Genomic DNA, 16,013 nt, shown 5'->3' with positions numbered 1-16,013 from the left:
GAGCTTCGGCCCAACATCTCGCGTCGTATGCCATAATGGCGCGCAATTTTGACCCCGGACCGCCTGAAGGTTCTCTGAAGGTACTGAATTATCATGGAATTTTTTATATCAAATGCCTACGCGCAAGGTGCGCAACAAGGCGATGCGTTTAGTTTCCTGCTGCCGATGTTGATTATTTTCGGCGCATTCTATTTTCTCCTTATCCGACCACAGCAAAAACGCCAGAAAGCGCACGCAGCGCTCATCGGTGCGCTGAAGACTGGCGACGAAGTAATGACGGCTGGCGGCATACTTGGCCTCGTAACCGGCGTTAGTGACCACTACGCGACGTTGAAAATTGCGGATGACGTGGAAATCAAGGTTCAAAAATCGACGGTGTCAGCGATTGTGCCGAAGGGCACGATCGATGCGGCGTAATTGCCAGCCAGTGAGCAAGTAATGAATCGATACCCAGTCTGGCTCAACCTACTGCTGCTCGGCATCCTGATGCTGGGGTCCGTATTGGCTCTGCCGAACCTCTACGGCAGTGCGCCTGCGGTGCAGCTTGCCAATAATGATGGCAGTGGCTACAACGAATCGCGTCTGCCCGAAATTGTACGGATCCTCGAATCCGATCAGTTGGGTCCGGAGGCGTCGTACGTAGAAGACGGCCGCGCCGTACTGCGTTTTCACTCTGTTGAAGAACAGCAGAAAGCCAGTGTCATACTTGGCGAACGGCTGCAACGCGAAGCCAGTGTTGCTCTGACATTGGCGCCGAAACTGCCGGCGTGGCTGCGCGAGTTCGGTTTGCAGCCGATGAGTCTCGGTCTTGATCTGCGCGGTGGTGTCCACTTCCTGTTGGAAGTCGACATGGAAGCGGCATTGACCACGCGACTTGAGTCCTATCGGGAATCATTGAGCGACCTGTTGCGCGATGCTGAGATGCGTAACCGCGTGGACCTGAGCGGTGAGACCATTACTGTTCGTTTGACGGATGAAGACGATGCAGAGCGGGCCCGCGATTTGATTCGTGAGTCCGATCCGGAATTGCTGGTGATGGACGGCTCGGACGCGCGCACATTCCGCGTGCGCATGAGCGATCAGCAGGTTCGCGAGCGTCAGGACTTTGCCATCGAGCAGAACATCACGACGCTGCGAAACCGCGTCAATCAACTCGGAGTATCGGAACCCCTCGTGCAGCGACAGGGTGTCGACCGCATTGTTGTGCAGCTTCCTGGTGTACAGGATCCGAACCGCCTTGATGACATATTGACGGCAACTGCGACGCTGGAATTCCGACTGGTCGATACGTCAGGCGACAGCCCGGGCTCACGCCGTTACGCCGGGCGCACGGGCGAGTCATCGCAGGTTCTGAAACGTGAAGTGATTGCTTCCGGTGATCAGATTATCGACGCCGAAGCGGGCTTCAGCGAAGGCAGTCCGGCAGTGTTCATTGGTCTCGATGCATCCGGTGGCGAAAAAATGCTGGCGACAACGCAGGCGAACCTGAAGAAGCCGATGTCCACGGTATTCATCGAATCGCGACGCATTGCGGAAGAACGTGATGGCGAGACGGTCTACCGTACCGAACGCAGTGAAGAAATCATTAACACGGCGACCATTCAAGGCATCTTCAAGGATCGTTTCCAGATTACCGGCCTGACCCCGGGTGAAGCGCGGGACCTGTCGTTGTTGTTGCGTGCCGGAGCGCTGGCAGCGCCGGTTTACAAAGTAGAAGAGCGGACCATTGGCCCAAGCCTTGGACGCGACAACATCGAGCGCGGTTTCAACGCCGTGAAAATTGGTTTTCTTGCCGTGGTCATCTTCATGGCGATTTACTACCGCGGCTTTGGCCTGATCGCCAACGTTGCATTGCTGGCAAACCTCGTATTTATCGTTTCCCTGCTGTCCTTGCTGCAAGCTTCGTTAACGTTGCCCGGCATCGCGGGTATCGTGTTGACAGTGGGTATGGCGGTCGACGCAAACGTGCTCATTTTCGAACGAATACGTGAAGAGTTATCGGCAGGTTCGGCGCCGCAGAATGCAATTAACGCCGGCTATGAAAAAGCGCTGTCGTCTATTGCGGACGCCAACGTCACCACGTTGATCGCGGCCATCGTTCTGTTTGCTCTTGGTACCGGGCCAATCAAAGGCTTTGCTATTACGTTGTCGCTCGGCATCATTACCTCGATGTTCACAGCGATCATTGGCACGCGCGCGATTGTCAATTTGGTATTCGGCGGTCGCAAACTGACCAGCCTGCCGGTCTAGGATTCTCATGAGACTTATAAAAGAAAACACGAAGATCGATTTCCTGAGTGAAACTCGGCGGAAAGTTGCGGTTGGGTTCTCCGTGTTGCTCGTTCTTGCTTCACTCGTGTCCCTTGCGACCCGCGGACTGGATTTCGGCATCGACTTTACCGGTGGTGTTTTGCTGGAGGTCGGCTATCCGCAAGACGCGGATCTCGATCGCATACGCTCATTGATTACGGACTCCGGTTTTGATGAGGCGCAGGTGCAGACGTTCGGCGCAACAACGGATGTGATGATTCGTCTGCCACCGCAGGAAAACGAAAACCCGAACGAGATTCGTGAAACCTTGCGCAGCGTGCTGTCCAGCGATGAACCCAATGTCGACTTGCGCCGAGTTGATTTTGTCGGGCCGCAGGTTGGTCAGGAGCTGACGGAGCAGGGCGGTCTCGCGATGATCTTCACTTTGTTGATGATTTTTGCGTACATCATGTTCCGCTTTCAGTGGAAGTTCGCCGCCGGCGCCGTCGCGGCGCTGGCCCACGATATAATAGTGACTCTGGGTTTCTTTTCGTTTTTCCATTGGCCATTTGATCTCACCGTTGTAGCGGCCGTGCTGGCGGTTGTCGGCTATTCGCTGAACGACACGGTCGTGGTCTTTGATCGGATTCGGGAAAACTTCTTCCGGCTGCGAGGCACGGAGTCTGAAGATGTGATGAATATCTCGGTCAACGAAACTCTGGCGCGAACGGTAATTACCGGGCTCACGACCCTGGTCGTTCTGGCAGCGCTGTTCTTTCTTGGCGGCGAATCGGTAGGCCCGTTCTCGCTGGCTCTGATCGTCGGTATCGTTGTCGGCACCTACTCGTCAATTTACATGGCAAGCGCTACAGCGTTGATGCTGAACGTAACGGCGGTGGATCTGATGCCACCGCAGGACGACGGCGGCGAACTGATCGACGATTTGCCTTAGGCGCACGTCGATTGGTGAATTGGGTCAGTCAGCGGCGAACATCACTTTGATGTCGTTGCTGAACAGGCGCGCCATACCGCTGTAGATTTTCGGTGTGGCCGCCAGGACATGGCCCGTATCCAGAAAGTCTTCGCTGCCATCGAGGCCGGAAATGATGCCGCCTGCTTCGCGAATGAGCAAAGCCCCGGCGGCGATGTCCCAGGACTTCAATCCAGTTTCCCAGAAGCCGTCCAGGCGCCCGGCGGCGACGTAACACAGGTCGAGAGCGGCAGAGCCGGCGCGCCTGACCCCTGAGGTAGTTTCCAGCGATTTTTGTAGCATCTTCAGGTATGGCTCAACCGCCAGGTTGGAATCGCGGTACGGAAAGCCGGTGCCGAGCAATGCGCGCTCCATGTTGCTTTGCTTGCTGACCCGGATACGCCGACCGTCTAGTTGCGCGCCGGCGCCTCGAGAGGCGGTGAACAGCTCCTGGCGCAAGGGGTCGTACACCGCGGCATGCTCGGGGCGACCGTTGTGCAGGACCGCGATTGAGACACAAAACACAGGAAAGCCGTGCAGGAAGTTCGTCGTTCCGTCGAGCGGATCGATAACCCACACGTACTCGGACTCGCCATGTTGGCCGCTTTCTTCGGCGAGTATGGCGTGATCAGGGTAGTGTTTTTGGATAGTTTCGATCACGGCCCGCTCAGCGGTGCGATCGGCTTCACTGACGAAATCGTTGCGGCCTTTTTGTTCGACCTTTATTTTGTCGAGCTTGTTGAGGCTGCGTATCAGGGTATCGCCGCCGCGACGTGCCGCCATAATGGCGACATTAAGCAATGCGTGCATCGTAAGATTCCGTCAGATTAAAAAAGAGCGTTGCATTGCCGGCGAGTCGCCGGCAGAGGCGCGATAGAATAACAGACACCGGCCTCGGGCCATATCAGGAATTGTCCTGCGGTCAGGGACTTGAAGAGGCATCAGCAATGGACGTGCGCATAATCTTGGTTGGAACAACGCATCCGGGGAACATTGGGGCTTGCGCCAGGGCCATGAAGAATATGGGTTTGTCGGACCTCATGCTGGTCCGTCCACGGCATTTCCCGCACGAAGACGCGACCGCACGTGCGTCCGGGGCGAACGACATTCTGGAGTCAGTGCGGGTTGTTGAAAATCTTGACGATGCGCTGGTCGATTGCGTCTACGTTGCAGGGGCCAGCGCGCGTTCGCGCACGATTAACTGGCCGAGCTTCACGCCCCGCGAGTGTGCGGCGCGGCTGTTGAAAGAAGGGCAGACGGCGAAGGTGGCTGCTGTTTTTGGCCCGGAAAAATCCGGATTGACCAACGAAGACCTCGACCGTTGCCACGCGTTGTTGACGATCCCAACCGACCCCGGCTTCAGTTCGCTAAACCTGGCGATGGCCGTGCAAATTCTCACTTACGAGCTGCGCATGGCAACGTTGGATGGACCGCCGCCCGTCTATGAACCTGAGGCGCCGCTCGCCTCCGGTGAGGACCTCGAGCATTTCTACAGCCATCTGCAGCAGGTACTGACCGACAGCGGTTTTATGGACCCTGCCAATCCGCGCCACCTGATGCGGCGGCTGCGACGGCTGTTCATACGTGCTGAACCAGACCGTAACGAAATCAATATCTTGCGAGGTATTTTTGCGTCTTTGGATCCGCGCAGGACGGGCCGGAAATCGTGATTGGTGAGCCTGTTTACCTCGATCACGCGGCGACCACGCCGGTGGCGCCTGAGGTTGTAACGGCCATGAGTGACTGCCTTCGCGACCCACTGGCGTTTGCCAATCCGTCGTCGCTGCATATAGCCGGCAGGGCTGCGGCCACTCGTGAGCGCGAGGCCCGGGCGGCGGTCGCCGGTCTCCTGAATATTGCTCCGCGCGATCTTATCTGGACCTCGGGTGCTACGGAGTCGGACAACCTGGCAATCATTGGCGGCGCTCGCTTTCGCGCTCACCGGGGTCGGCATCTCATCACTGTGCGGACGGAGCACAAGGCCGTAGTCGATGCATTTCGGGCGCTGGAGAAAGACGCGTTTGACGTAACCTGGCTGACCCCCGGTCCCGACGGAATGCTGGATCTCGCTGAGCTTGCCAATGCGTTCCGCGAAGACACGCAATTGGTTTCGGTGATGCACGTCAACAATGAGACCGGCGTCGTTCAGGATATTGCTGCAATTGGCCGGCTGTGCCGCGAGCGCGACGTGCTGTTTCATTGCGATGCGGCGCAATCGGTTGGCAAGCTGCCGCTGGACCTTAAGGAACTGCCAATCGATTTACTGTCGATGACGGCACACAAATTTCACGGGCCGCCGGGTATTGGTGCGCTGTACGTCGCGCCGCGCAGTGGTTGTGGAGTCCAGCCGTTGCTGTTCGGCGGCGGTCAGCAACGGCGCTTGCGACCAGGAACTTTGCCTATTCAGCTCATTGTCGGCTGCGGGGTTGCCGCTGAACTGGCGGCGGAACGTCAGGACGATGATTTGCGTCACGTGCAAACGCTCTACGAACGGATGCAGTCTGAACTGCAGAGCGTGTCGGGGCTGCACCTGAACGGCAATACGCACAGTCATTACCCGGGGATACTGAACATCAGCGCCGATGGCGTGGAGGGCGAGAGTTTGCGGCTGCTGCTCGAGCCGTTGTGTGTCGCCAGTGGCTCGGCGTGCAACTCGCAAAGTACGGAACCGTCTTACGTGCTGCGCGCTCTTGGCCGATCGGTCGAATTCGCCGAAAGCGCAGTTCGCTTCAGTTTCGGGCGTGAAACCCGACAATCAGACATTGATTTTGCCTGCACGACCTATCGGCAGGCGGTCGAACGTCTGCGAGCCTTGCTCCCAGCGAGGTGCCGGCTGTGATGGCAGACGCGAACGACTACAGCGCGCCAGTGCGGGCACTATTCGGCCACCTGGCCCATGCAGGCGTTGTTTCTGGCCCGCGCATTGAATTTTCCCGCGGTGGCATGCATATCGAACTCAGTGCAGAAGTAAGTGGTGGTCAGCTGAGCGTATTGCGCTTCCGGGCCTTCGCCTGCCCGCACCTGTTGGCGGCGACTGAGGCGTTTTGTGAGGAATTCGAAGGCCGAACGGTCGATGATCTGCGACAATACTCGGCCAGCCAGGCAATTGCCCGGTTGGGGATTCCGCTTGAAAAGACCGGGCGAATTCTGCTACTTGAAGACGCAATTGCGGCGCTACGGGACAAGCTCCTGAGCCCGCCGGAACAGGCAAACTGACAGAAGGCATATGGCACTATCACTGACTCAACCCGCTGCAGAGCGGGTCAAAAATTACCTCAATCAGCGCGGAACGGGCTTTGGCTTGCGCGTTGGCGTGAAAAAGACCGGCTGTAACGGATTCGCTTATATCGTGAATTATGCCGACGCAGCGGACGACGGTGACGAGGTATTCGAGGACCGGGGCGTCAAGCTGGTCGTGGATCCCAAGAGCCTGGCGCTTATCGACGGTACCGAAATCGACTTCGTCAAAGACGGCCTCAACGAGGCATTTCGCTTCCGAAACCCCAATGTCACTGGCGAATGTGGCTGCGGTGAGAGCTTCAGCGTCTAAGGCGCGTTGCCTGCCACCATTAATCCAAGTAAAATTCAAGGCTTACGCTCGGCAGCCAGACCGGCTCGCCGTGCTTTTGCGCGGCACGCGTATTCGTCCCTAATTACCCAGCCATGTAAGGAATCTCAGTATGTCCGTTGAGCAAACGCTCTCGATTATCAAACCCGATGGTGTTCAGAAAAACCTGATCGGCGAAATTTACTCACGTTTCGAGAAGGCTGGACTGCAAATTGTCGCCGCCAAGATGATGCATCTGAGTAAAGAACAAGCCGGCGAGTTCTACGCTGTGCACAAGGCACGCCCGTTCTTCAATGATCTCGTCAGTTACATGACTTCGGGTCCGGTAATGGTGCAAGCCCTGGAAGGTGAGTTGGCCGTCAACGTGAATCGCGACCTCATGGGTGCAACCAATCCGGCTGATGCTGACGACGGAACGATTCGTTCCGACTTCGCTGACAGTATTGAAGAGAATATTGTGCACGGTTCGGACGCTGTCGAAACCGCTGCAGCAGAGATTCGGTTTTTCTTTGGTTCCGACGGAATCTGCCCGAGGACCCGCTAGGGCGTTTTGCCTGTTTCGCGATGAACGCCAACCCGCAAAAAATCAATTTGCTCGGACTGCCGCTAAGCAGTCTTGAGGCGTTCATCGCGGATATGGGCGAGAAGCCGTTTCGCGCGCGCCAGTTGATGCAGTGGATGTATCAGCGCGGTGCGCGCAATTTTGCCGACATGACTGACTTGTCGAAAAAGTTGCGTGAGCGACTTGAGTTGACCGCGGTCATCGAAGGCCCGACGGTGATGAGTGAGCAGGCGTCGTCCGATGGCACCGTCAAATGGCTGTTTGTCTCCGGAGCGGGGCAGGCCGTCGAAACAGTTTTCATTCCTGAACCGACGCGCGGCACATTGTGTATATCGTCGCAGGTTGGGTGTGCCCTGGATTGCGCGTTTTGCGCAACCGGTGCGCAGGGCTTTAATCGCAATCTGACGACGGCAGAAATTCTCGGCCAGGTCAGCCACGCGAACAGTGTGTTGCCACCACGCCCCAATGGCGATCCGGCGGTCAGCAACGTCGTCTTCATGGGCATGGGCGAGCCGCTGGCGAATTATCGCAATGTGCTGCCCGCCATTGAGTTGCTGGTGTCAGACAATGCTTACGGTTTGTCTCGGCGCCGCGTTACTCTGAGTACCTCGGGTATCGTGCCGCATATCGAGCGACTGGGGGATGACTGCAACGTTGCATTGGCGGTTTCGCTGCACGCGCCGAATGACGAGCTGCGCGACAAACTGGTGCCGATCAATCGCGTACACCCAATTGCCGAGTTGCTGGACGCCTGCTGGCGGTACGCGGACAAGCACTCGCGGCGTTTTATTACCTTCGAATACGTCATGCTGCGCGACGTCAACGACAGCGTGCAGCATGCGGAAGAATTAGCGGCGTTGTTGCGCGGCAAACCTGCCAAGGTCAATTTGATTCCGTTCAATCCGTTCGAGGGCAGCGAGTTTCGCCGGTCGGGACGGGACGCCATTGAAGCTTTCCAGAATCGTTTGCGAAAACATGGCATCGTGGCAACTACCCGCAAGACTCGCGGTGACGATATCGATGCCGCCTGCGGCCAGCTCGCCGGTAAGGTCAAAGATCGAATCCGGGTTCGGCTTGGCGACAAAAACATCAGGGTGGCTACTGCATGACAATACGGATTGGAGTTCTTCTCGCGCTGGTAATGCTTTTGAATGCCTGCGTGTCCACCACGACGGGCAGACCGCGTGCTGAGCCTAAGTCTTCAGCAGAAGCGGCAGCGCAGTACTATCAACTCGGCGCACGCTATTACCGCAACGGTACCTACGAGCTCGCTCGCGATCGCTTGTTGCGAGCCATTGAGCTCGACCCCAGGCTGGCTGTCGCGCAGTCGACGCTGGCTTTGACTTACGTCGGTCTTGAGAACCCGCGGCTCGCAGAGCAGCACTTTGATCGTGCGGTTCGCCTGGCGCCGGACGATGTCGATGTGCGTAATTCCTATGCCGTGTTTCTTTGTCAGCAAAAGCGCTACGACGATGCGCACGAACAGTTTCAGCGTTTGAAACGCGCCGCTATCAACGACCGTCCTGAAGTCATGCTGACGAACGGCGGAGTCTGCATGGCACAAAAGCCAGACTATGAGCTGGCAGAAACGTATTTTCGCAATGCTCTGGAATTCAAGCCGGGCTATGGCGAAGCCTTGTTACAGATGACTTTGCTGAAGCGAGCGCAAGGTGAGGACCTTGCATCCCGTGCCTTCTTGCAGCGCTTCCTGTCGACCAATCCGGCAACGCCGAATATTTTGTGGCTGGGTGTAGAGATCGAACGCACCATCGGTGACGAGCGCGCCCGCAGTGAGTTCGAAACACGCCTGTTGCGCGAGTTTCCGAACACACCGCAGGCGCAGCGTGTCTTGGCCAGCCGCTAGGCGATTACGGCAATCATGAGCGAAGAACAACAACCTTCGACTGACGAGTCCGTAACAGGGCCGGTTGCCGGCGAACGTTTGGCGGAAGCCCGCCGTTTGAAAAAAATACCACTGCCGGATATTGCCCGCGAGCTGCACATCGATGAATCGAAAGTGCAGGCGCTGGAGGAAAATCGCTTTGAGATGCTTGGCGCGCCAGTATTCGCTAAAGGCCATTTGCGCAAGTACGCCAATATTGTAGGCGTACCGGTCAATGATGTAATCGCGGATTATTATTTGCTCAACAAGGCGACCGGCGCGCCGCCCATTGTTGGTCGGCCACGCAAACAACAGCGCGAGCTGAACTTGCTGCCGTGGTTGCTGTTGATTCCGGTGTTACTGATTATGGGTGGAGGCTATTACTGGTGGCAAAACCGCCCCGCAAGTGCGCCGTCACCGACGCTCGCACCGGCGAGTTCACAAGGTCGTTCCAGCGTGTCGTTGCCAACACGCGAACCAACGGCTCCGGCGGAATCAGCAGAACTAGCAGAAACGGTAGCAGCAACAACAGAGCCCGTCGACGAGTCTGCGCCTGCGCCGATGGAATCGGCGGCAGCTGAAGAAGAGCAGAACGAGGCGCTTGCGGTAGCCGTGCCGGTCGCGGAAAATGCCGCGCGTGCTGCACCCTCGGTATTGGCCAGCGACGAGCTGGCATTGCAGCTTCAGTTTAGTGGTGATTGCTGGACTGAAGTGACTGACAGTGACGGCGAGCGCTTGTTCTTCGACCTCGGCAAATCAGGGCGCACGGTGAATTTGCGCGGTAGCGCACCGGTCCGGGTTCTGCTGGGCAACAGTGACAATGTCAGTATTCGCGTGAACGGCGAGCCGTACACGATTGCGGCAGCAGACAGGCGCGGCGACACAGCACGGATGTCGATTAATCGTTAACTACACACGGCCGGCACCTGTTGTCTGCGACACTCCTGAACTACGGAATTACACAGTGAAGACCAAAGCTATTCGCGGCATGAATGATGTACTTCCAGAGGATGCCATTCTGTGGCGGCATCTGGAGACGATCGTCCGCGAGTTGGTTGAATCTTATGGCTATCGTGAGATTCGATTGCCCATCGTCGAGTTCACCGAGCTGTTCAAACGCTCTATCGGCGAAGTGACCGATATCGTCGAGAAAGAGATGTACACCTTTGAGGACCGCAATGGTGAAAGCCTTACATTGCGGCCCGAGGGCACGGCCGGGATGGTGCGCGCTGGCATTACCAACAGCCTGCTGCATAACCAGCGGCAAAAATTGTGGATGACGGGACCGATGTTCCGTTATGAAAAGCCGCAGAAAGGGCGCTACCGGCAGTTCCACCAGATGGACGTTGAAGCGTTGGGCTACGCCGGGCCTGATGTGGACGCCGAATTGATCATCATGTGCGCGCGAATGTGGCAGCGGTTGGGCATTTCGCAGATTCGCCTCGAAATCAACTCGCTGGGCAATCCCGAGTCACGCGCTTTGTACCGCGAAGAGCTGGTCAGCTACTTTTCAGCCGTGAAAAACAGGCTGGATGAGGATAGTATCCGCCGGCTTGAGCAGAATCCGTTGCGAATACTGGACAGCAAGAACCCGGAGATGCAGGAAATCGTCGCTGGCGCGCCGGTAATGGTCGATTACCTGGACGATGAATCGGCGCAGCATTTCGCAACCTTGAAGGCATTGATTGCGGCGGCTGGTGTTGAGTTCACGGTAAACCCGCGCCTGGTTCGTGGGCTGGATTACTACAATCGCACGGTTTTTGAGTGGGTTACCGACGCGTTGGGTTCGCAGGGCGCAGTTTGCTCTGGTGGCCGTTACGACGGTTTGGTGGAAAAACTGGGTGGCAAGCCGACGCCAGCGATTGGCTGGGCGATGGGCATTGAGCGCCTGGTGGCGTTGTACGCTGCGTGCGGTGGCGAGGTCCCTGAAGCCGCGCCCGACGTTTACGTAGTGACGGTTGGCGAACAGGCGGCGACAGCCGGTTTTCAGCTGGTTGAGGGTTTGCGTGATGCCCTGCCGGCGTGCGGTATTGAGCTCAACATGGGTGGCGGCAGTTTCAAGTCGCAACTCAAGCGGGCGGACAAGAGCGGTGCGGCGTACGCGGTAATCCTTGGTGATGACGAAGTCGGTGCCGGGGAAGCAGGGTTGAAACCTTTGCGCAGCGATGAGGACCAAACGAAGGTTCCGCAGACGCAATTGGCAGGCATTCTGGCGCAGCGATTAGGCTGACGACCAATTTCGACGGGTCCCGCAGAGCGGGCCGATAACAGAAAGGCAGAATTTGTGAACGATCTAACTGAAAAAGAACAATTAGACGAACTGCGCGCCTGGTGGGCCGAGAATCGCTGGATGGTCATTGGTGGCGTCGCGCTGGGTATTGCCATTATTGCGGGCATCAAGATGCGCGGAAGTCACGAAATGGAAACCGCACTCAAAGCCTCGTCGCAGTACGAAGCGCTGCTCGAAGAAGTTGCCGCCGAGCGAACCGATCCGGCACGCACCATTGCCGATACGTTGTTCGACGAATACCAAGACACTGTCTATGCCGATCAGGCGCGACTCGCGATGGCGCGCTTGTACATGGACAGAGGGCGCGACGCTGACGCGGCGGACGTATTGCGACCGCTCGCAATGGGCCGAGGCGATGAGCCCATGCAGCTCGTTGCCCGCTTGCGTCTCGCGCGCATCCTGCTTTACCAGGAGAAGCCGGACGAAGTTCTCGAATTTCTCAAGGTACCTAAAGACAGCGCATTTGCCGCGCGCTACAACGAAGTCATTGGTGATGCCCATTTCGCACTGGGCGATTTTGACAAAGCAGCTGAGTCTTACAACGCGGTGCTCGCTGATGAACGTGGCCAACAGACTGTGGATGTTGCGCTGGTTCGCATGAAACTGGGTGACCTGCCGGGCGGTGATGACGCGGATGTCATTAGTTTGCCGGCGACGGCTGTGACGCCGGAACAAACCGATGCCGATTCCCAGGCCGAGGTCCAGGAGTGAGCAAGTTGGTAAGAATCAGCGCATTGCTTGCCGTCAGCGTTCTGTTGTCGGCCTGCAGTATTTTCGGCGGTGACAAAGACGAAGAACTGCAACCGGCTGAATTACTCGACTTCGACGAAACACTGAAAGTTCGCAAGCTGTGGGATGCCAAGGTGGGCGGTGATTCCGAGGCGTTGCGCCTCGCACTGCAACCCGCCGGCGACGGCAGCCGTATTTACGCCGCGAGTTATGACGGCAATGTCACGGCGTTTGATCCTGAATCGGGCAAGCGAATCTGGCGGATTGAAACCAAGTTGCGCCTGTCGGCAGGGCCGGCCGTAGGCAACAACCTGGTGGTGATCGGCAGTAGTGGCGGGGAGCTGATCTGCCTGTCCGCGAGCGATGGCAGCGAGCGTTGGAGAATCAAACTCAATGGCGAAGTTCTGGCGACACCGGTTATTAAGGATGATTCTGTTGCGGTCTACACCATCGACGGCACGTTGCGCGTGCTGTCCACCTTTGACGGTGCCGAGCGCTGGTCAATGGAACAAAGCCTGCCGCCGCTGACATTGCGGGGATCGGCAGCGCCCGTGATTGTTGGCAATACGGTTATTGCAGGCTTTGACAACGGTCGGCTGGTGGCATCGAATCTGCTCACCGGCAACGGTGAATGGGAAGCGGTGTTGTCACCGCCGAGCGGTCGGTCCGACCTTGAACGCCTGGCCGATATCGATGGCAACATTACCGCGGTCGGCCAGGACATTTATGCGAGCGGCTACAATGGCCGGTTGGCATCACTGGCCGCCGAGTCCGGTCAGGTCTTGTGGGCCCGGGAAATTTCGACCTACACCGGAGTCAGCGCCGACTGGAACAACCTCTACGCGGCGATCGATTCCGGTGAGGTTGTTGCTCTCGGACGTCGCAACGGCAGTGAAGTTTGGCGAAACGATGCCTTATTGCGGCGCGAGCCGACCTTACCGGTGCCGTTTGATACGACCGTGGTCGTCGGTGACTTCGATGGCTACGTGCATTTTTTCAGCAATCTGGATGGCACGCCGGTCGCGCGCAAGCGGGTTGGCAAAGGCATGATATCCGGCGCACCCGCTGTAATTGGTGGCAAGCTTTACGTACAGAGCGAGTCAGGTGTTCTGGCCGCCTTCGCCGTGCCTGACCGCGATACCAAAGCGGTAAGCGGTGGGACAAACTGAGCCGTGACTGGCGGTCATTACCATGCTTCCTGTAATAGCACTCATTGGTCGACCCAACGTCGGGAAATCGACGTTATTTAATCGGCTGACCCGCTCCCGCGATGCACTGGTTGCGGATTTCCCGGGTTTGACGCGCGACCGTCAGTACGGTTTCGGCAAGCAAGGCCCTGTTCCTTACCTGATTATTGACACGGGCGGTGTCGCTGGCGGCGAGGAAGGCATCAGCGAGCTCATGGCCGAGCAAACCATCACTGCGCTTAAAGAAGCGGACGTTGCCATTGTCATGGTGGACGGTCGAAGTGGGCGCACGGCTGCTGACGAATACGTAGCGTCGCTTGCACGCCAACACGCGAAACAGACCTGGTTGGTTGCCAACAAGGCAGAAGGCCTGGACCCGGATATTGTAGGCAGCGAATTCCACGCGCTGGGTATCGGTGAGCCGGTATCGATTTCAGCAGCACACGGTGATCGTGTCGGCGCGTTGATGGACGAAGTGCTGGCGCCGTTCGTTGGCACGGCAGCTGCCGACAATGACAAAGACCATGACGACGATGACAAGGCGATGCGTATTGCCATTATTGGTCGGCCCAACGTTGGCAAGTCCACGCTGGTCAATCGCCTATTGGGCGAAGAACGAGTCGTTGTTTTCGACCAGCCGGGTACGACGCGCGACAGCGTCGCGATACCGTTCGAGCGCAACGGCAGGCCCTATGTCTTGATCGATACCGCGGGTGTGCGGCGCAAGTCACGGGTTCATGAGGCTGTTGAAAAGTTTAGTATAGTCAAAGCATTACAGGCGATGGAGCAGGCGCAGGTGGTGCTTGCCGTCATCGACGCGCAAGAAGGCGTGACTGAACAGGACGTGAGCTTGATGGGCCTGTGCACAGAGCGCGGTCGCGCACTCGTTGTGGTAACCAATAAATGGGACGGGCTGGACAGCGATCAACGTCGACATGTGCGCGAAGCACTGGAGCGACGTTTGCCATTTCTCGATTTTGCGGAGCGCATGACGATCTCCGCCTTGCACGGCACCGGCGTTGGTGACTTGTTGCCGGCGGTGGAACGGGCGTATCGGGCGGCGACGCGGGACATGTCCACTGTCGATTTGAACAAGGCATTGGCTGATGCGATAACAGCGCATCCACCGCCAATGATCAGAGGTCGGCGTATCCGTTTACGTTACGCGCATCAGGGTGGACGCAATCCGCCGGTAATAGTTATTCATGGCAACCAAACAGAAAAATTGCCCGAAGCGTACCGGCGCTACCTGATCAACTTTTTCCGGAAAGTGTTCAAACTCAAAGGTACGCCGGTAAGAATGGCGTTCAAGACCAGCGACAATCCTTTTGCAGGTCGCCGCAACAAGTTAACACCGCGCCAGGATCACCGTCGCAAGCGGTTGATGAAGCACGTAAAACGTTAGCATCGTTGTGTCGTCAGACGGGGCATTCTAATGACCAGCAGGATCGCAAAAGTATCAGGCGATTTTCGCATGCACCGCGGCGGCAGCTTGCGCGAACCTGTGGTCGCGTACGAAACCTGGGGTGAGCTGAACGCGGCGAAAGACAATGCGTTGCTGTTGTTCACTGGTTTGTCGCCCTCGGCGCATGCCGCTTCGTCGCAAGAGAATCGTGCCAGCGGTTGGTGGGAGGACATGATCGGTTCCGGCTTGCCGCTCGATACCGACCGCTACTTTGTCATCTGCATCAATTCACTCGGCAGTTGTTTCGGTTCGACCGGACCTGCGTCGATCGACCCGCTAACCGGGCAACGCTACGGACTTAATTTTCCGATACTCACTCTAGAGGATGTCGCTGAAGGCGGTTTTGAAGTTGTACGTCAACTGGGTCTGCAACGTCTGCACACGGTGATCGGTTGTTCCATGGGTGGCATGAGTGCACTTGCGTTCTGTGTTCGGCATCCGGGCATCAGTGACGGCTTTGTATCGATTTCATCGGCGGCACGTGCTTTGCCGTTTTCCATCGCGGTACGCTCGTTGCAGCGCGAAATGATCGTCAAAGATCCGAAGTGGCTTGATGGCGACTACGACCGTTCCGATCCGCCGTTGCTGGGGCAACGACTTGCCCGCAAGCTGGGCATGATTACCTACCGTTCAGCCGCGGAATGGGAGCAGCGCTTCGGCCGCGAACGTATCACCGGAGAAGGTGATCCGGACAGTCCGTTCCACGGAGATTTCGCCGTGGAGTCGTACCTCGAGGCACAAGCGAACAAGTTCACCGGCCAGTTCGATCCGAATTGCTATCTGTACCTTTCCCGCGCATCAGACCTGTTTGATCTGGCCGAGCACGGCGGCTCGCTTCGGGCCGGCTTTGAACGTTTGCAACTCACGCGGGCGATGGTGGTGGGCGTGACTACCGATATCCTGTTCCCGCTGCAGCAGCAACGCGAGCTGGCAGCAGGGCTGCAAAACGTGGTTCCGGACGTGAAATTCGAGTCGCTGGACTGCCTGAAAGGGCACGATTCTTTCCTCGTTGAGATGGACGCATTCCGCCCGGTCATGTGCAGTTTCTTCGATACCTGATGCCGCCAAAAGACTACGGTGTATGGTTTCGGCTATCCGCGTTATGATGCT

General features: G+C 57.5%; 17 protein-coding genes. 16 read left to right on the top strand and 1 reads right to left on the bottom strand.

The window, feature by feature from the left end:
* Positions 1-93 precede the first annotated feature (93 nt).
* Genes yajC through secF form a run of 3 tightly spaced genes read left to right on the top strand, consistent with a single transcriptional unit; the run spans position 94 to position 3,202 of the window.
* On the top strand, positions 94-417 hold the full coding sequence (gene yajC, locus AC0L8N_RS03170) for a preprotein translocase subunit YajC (protein WP_473666125.1): 324 nt from the start codon (positions 94-96) through the stop codon (positions 415-417).
* Between the two features lie 21 nt (positions 418-438).
* The gene (secD, locus tag AC0L8N_RS03165) at positions 439-2,250 is read left to right on the top strand and encodes a protein translocase subunit SecD (protein WP_473666124.1); all 1,812 of its coding nucleotides are present in this window, start codon (positions 439-441) and stop codon (positions 2,248-2,250) included.
* A 7-nt stretch (positions 2,251-2,257) separates the two neighbouring features.
* Positions 2,258-3,202, top strand: a complete 945-nt coding sequence (secF, locus tag AC0L8N_RS03160; protein WP_473666123.1) for a protein translocase subunit SecF — start codon at positions 2,258-2,260, stop codon at positions 3,200-3,202.
* Positions 3,203-3,226: 24 nt separating this feature from the next.
* Here the strand turns inward: secF and AC0L8N_RS03155 are convergent, their stop codons facing one another.
* On the bottom strand, positions 3,227-4,030 hold the full coding sequence (locus tag AC0L8N_RS03155) for an inositol monophosphatase family protein (protein ID WP_473666122.1): 804 nt from the start codon (positions 4,028-4,030) through the stop codon (positions 3,227-3,229).
* Between the two features lie 137 nt (positions 4,031-4,167).
* Here AC0L8N_RS03155 and AC0L8N_RS03150 point away from each other — a divergent pair, with 137 nt between their 5' ends.
* The 13 genes from AC0L8N_RS03150 to metX all read left to right on the top strand — a co-directional run bounded on the left by AC0L8N_RS03150 (position 4,168) and on the right by metX (position 15,962).
* Positions 4,168-4,890, top strand: coding sequence for an RNA methyltransferase (locus AC0L8N_RS03150; RefSeq protein ID WP_473666121.1), 723 nt, complete (start codon positions 4,168-4,170; stop codon positions 4,888-4,890).
* A complete protein-coding gene (locus AC0L8N_RS03145; protein ID WP_473666120.1) occupies positions 4,887-6,059 on the top strand; it encodes a cysteine desulfurase family protein in 1,173 nt (390 codons plus the stop codon). The genes AC0L8N_RS03150 and AC0L8N_RS03145 overlap by 4 nt, the downstream gene beginning before the upstream one ends.
* A complete protein-coding gene (locus AC0L8N_RS03140; RefSeq protein ID WP_473666119.1) occupies positions 6,059-6,436 on the top strand; it encodes a hypothetical protein in 378 nt (125 codons plus the stop codon). Before AC0L8N_RS03145 ends, AC0L8N_RS03140 begins: the two co-directional genes overlap by 1 nt.
* A 10-nt stretch (positions 6,437-6,446) precedes the next feature.
* Positions 6,447-6,770, top strand: coding sequence for a HesB/IscA family protein (locus AC0L8N_RS03135; RefSeq protein WP_473666118.1), 324 nt, complete (start codon positions 6,447-6,449; stop codon positions 6,768-6,770).
* Positions 6,771-6,900: 130 nt separating this feature from the next.
* Positions 6,901-7,332, top strand: coding sequence for a nucleoside-diphosphate kinase (ndk, locus tag AC0L8N_RS03130; protein ID WP_473666117.1), 432 nt, complete (start codon positions 6,901-6,903; stop codon positions 7,330-7,332).
* A 20-nt stretch (positions 7,333-7,352) separates the two neighbouring features.
* Entirely contained in the window at positions 7,353-8,459 is a 1,107-nt protein-coding gene (gene rlmN / locus AC0L8N_RS03125) for a dual-specificity RNA methyltransferase RlmN (protein ID WP_473666116.1), read from the top strand.
* Positions 8,456-9,214 carry a type IV pilus biogenesis/stability protein PilW gene (gene pilW / locus AC0L8N_RS03120; protein ID WP_473666115.1) on the top strand — a complete coding sequence of 253 codons (759 nt, stop codon included), beginning with the start codon at positions 8,456-8,458 and terminating at the stop codon, positions 9,212-9,214. The genes rlmN and pilW overlap by 4 nt, the downstream gene beginning before the upstream one ends.
* A gap of 15 nt (positions 9,215-9,229) precedes the next feature.
* Positions 9,230-10,141: a RodZ domain-containing protein gene (locus tag AC0L8N_RS03115; protein WP_473666114.1), complete on the top strand. Its 912-nt coding sequence runs from the start codon at positions 9,230-9,232 to the stop codon at positions 10,139-10,141.
* A 79-nt stretch (positions 10,142-10,220) separates the two neighbouring features.
* Positions 10,221-11,462: a histidine--tRNA ligase gene (gene hisS, locus AC0L8N_RS03110; RefSeq protein WP_473670011.1), complete on the top strand. Its 1,242-nt coding sequence runs from the start codon at positions 10,221-10,223 to the stop codon at positions 11,460-11,462.
* A gap of 54 nt (positions 11,463-11,516) precedes the next feature.
* Complete coding sequence (locus AC0L8N_RS03105; RefSeq protein WP_473666113.1) at positions 11,517-12,233, top strand: YfgM family protein; 717 nt, start codon at positions 11,517-11,519, stop codon at positions 12,231-12,233.
* Complete coding sequence (gene bamB / locus AC0L8N_RS03100; RefSeq protein WP_473666112.1) at positions 12,230-13,420, top strand: outer membrane protein assembly factor BamB; 1,191 nt, start codon at positions 12,230-12,232, stop codon at positions 13,418-13,420. Before AC0L8N_RS03105 ends, bamB begins: the two co-directional genes overlap by 4 nt.
* Positions 13,421-13,442: 22 nt before the next feature.
* Positions 13,443-14,843, top strand: a complete 1,401-nt coding sequence (gene der, locus AC0L8N_RS03095) for a ribosome biogenesis GTPase Der (RefSeq protein ID WP_473666111.1) — start codon at positions 13,443-13,445, stop codon at positions 14,841-14,843.
* A gap of 30 nt (positions 14,844-14,873) precedes the next feature.
* Entirely contained in the window at positions 14,874-15,962 is a 1,089-nt protein-coding gene (gene metX, locus AC0L8N_RS03090) for a homoserine O-acetyltransferase MetX (RefSeq protein WP_473666110.1), read from the top strand.
* The last annotated feature ends 51 nt before the right edge of the window (positions 15,963-16,013 follow it).

This window comes from Woeseia sp. D3-10, assembly GCF_055809415.1.
This window is presented reverse-complemented; position numbering and strand designations above follow the sequence as displayed.

What these genes read in the sequence shown, in the direction of transcription:
- yajC (WP_473666125.1), top strand. Translation starts at nt 94, where the DNA reads ATGGAATTTTTTATATCAAATGCCTACGCGCAAGGTGCGCAACAAGGC.
- secD (WP_473666124.1), top strand. Translation starts at nt 439, where the DNA reads ATGAATCGATACCCAGTCTGGCTCAACCTACTGCTGCTCGGCATCCTG.
- secF (WP_473666123.1), top strand. Translation starts at nt 2,258, where the DNA reads ATGAGACTTATAAAAGAAAACACGAAGATCGATTTCCTGAGTGAAACT.
- AC0L8N_RS03155 (WP_473666122.1), bottom strand. Translation starts at nt 4,030, where the DNA reads ATGCACGCATTGCTTAATGTCGCCATTATGGCGGCACGTCGCGGCGGC.
- AC0L8N_RS03150 (WP_473666121.1), top strand. Translation starts at nt 4,168, where the DNA reads ATGGACGTGCGCATAATCTTGGTTGGAACAACGCATCCGGGGAACATT.
- AC0L8N_RS03140 (WP_473666119.1), top strand. Translation starts at nt 6,059, where the DNA reads ATGGCAGACGCGAACGACTACAGCGCGCCAGTGCGGGCACTATTCGGC.
- AC0L8N_RS03135 (WP_473666118.1), top strand. Translation starts at nt 6,447, where the DNA reads ATGGCACTATCACTGACTCAACCCGCTGCAGAGCGGGTCAAAAATTAC.
- ndk (WP_473666117.1), top strand. Translation starts at nt 6,901, where the DNA reads ATGTCCGTTGAGCAAACGCTCTCGATTATCAAACCCGATGGTGTTCAG.
- rlmN (WP_473666116.1), top strand. Translation starts at nt 7,353, where the DNA reads ATGAACGCCAACCCGCAAAAAATCAATTTGCTCGGACTGCCGCTAAGC.
- pilW (WP_473666115.1), top strand. Translation starts at nt 8,456, where the DNA reads ATGACAATACGGATTGGAGTTCTTCTCGCGCTGGTAATGCTTTTGAAT.
- AC0L8N_RS03115 (WP_473666114.1), top strand. Translation starts at nt 9,230, where the DNA reads ATGAGCGAAGAACAACAACCTTCGACTGACGAGTCCGTAACAGGGCCG.
- hisS (WP_473670011.1), top strand. Translation starts at nt 10,221, where the DNA reads ATGAATGATGTACTTCCAGAGGATGCCATTCTGTGGCGGCATCTGGAG.
- der (WP_473666111.1), top strand. Translation starts at nt 13,443, where the DNA reads ATGCTTCCTGTAATAGCACTCATTGGTCGACCCAACGTCGGGAAATCG.
- metX (WP_473666110.1), top strand. Translation starts at nt 14,874, where the DNA reads ATGACCAGCAGGATCGCAAAAGTATCAGGCGATTTTCGCATGCACCGC.